This is a genomic window from Aerococcus sp. L_32, assembly GCF_050689315.1.
On the sequence record NZ_JBOEQF010000671.1, the window covers coordinates 1 to 974 of the forward strand.

The window sequence follows — 974 nt, forward strand, 5'->3', positions numbered from 1 at the left end:
CACAAAGGTATTAACTTCTTTCGTCCATCCTACTTGTGTATAGATTTCTTCGGTATATTTCTCTTCATTTTCCATTAAGTCAAATAGCAGCGCGTACATCCAGTCTTTTAATTCATTTTGTTCATCAATCGATAGTTGGTTGTAACCTAATTGGAATTTGTAGCCCAGGTAAGTACCATGTACAGACTCATCGCGAATAATCAACTTGATAATTTCAGCGACATTCTCTAATTTATTGTTACCTAAATACCATAATGGTGCATAGAAACCTGAATAGAATAGATAAGTTTCTAGAAATACGCTAGCGATTTTTTGTTGTAGACTAGTACCATTTTGGTAAATTTCGTTGATACGACGCGCCTTGTATTGAAGGTATTCGTTGTTATTAGCCCAGTCAAAAATCTCATCAATTTCACGAGTCGTATTCAATGAAATAAAAATTGTTGAATAAGATTTAGCATGTACTGACTCCATAAATAGGATATTGTTCAATACAGCTTCTTCGTGTTGTGTCCGAACAGCATCACGCATAACGTTTGCCCCTTCTTCAGACTGTAGAGTATCTAAAGCTGTTAAGCCAGCAAAGGCTTTGTTAACTACATCGCGTTCTTCGTCAGTTAGGATTCGCCAATCATCACGGTCGTTTGAAACTGGAATACGTGTATCCAACCAAAATTGTGAGGTCAATTTTTCCCAAGTTGATTTATCAATCGCATCTTCTACGCGGTCCCAATCAATTGATTTGTAGTATAAAACGTTGTGGTTGGTTGGTTCACCGTTCAAAATCTGGTTAAAGTATTTTTTATTTTCTCGTGCCATTATTAATTTTCCTCTCGTTTACGATTTAAATCACACATGATTCACATTGGTCAACACCGATTTCTTTATCGGAGTCATCTGTATAGGTCCGCACATAGTAAATCGATTTAATCCCTTGTGCCCAAGCATAATTACGCAAGCGGTTAAGGTCACGG

The 974-nt window shown here is 36.9% G+C and carries 1 protein-coding gene and 1 pseudogene; both read right to left on the reverse strand.

Translation table 11 applies throughout. The features are described 5' to 3' along the window. Positions 1 to 819 (reverse strand): class 1b ribonucleoside-diphosphate reductase subunit beta (nrdF, locus tag ACRCJ0_RS15595; protein WP_431391103.1); only part of this gene is annotated, 819 nt, incomplete at its 3' end. A 25-nt stretch (positions 820 to 844) separates the two neighbouring features. Then, positions 845 to 974 (reverse strand): annotated as a pseudogene (locus ACRCJ0_RS15600) (ribonucleoside-diphosphate reductase); the annotation flags it as partial.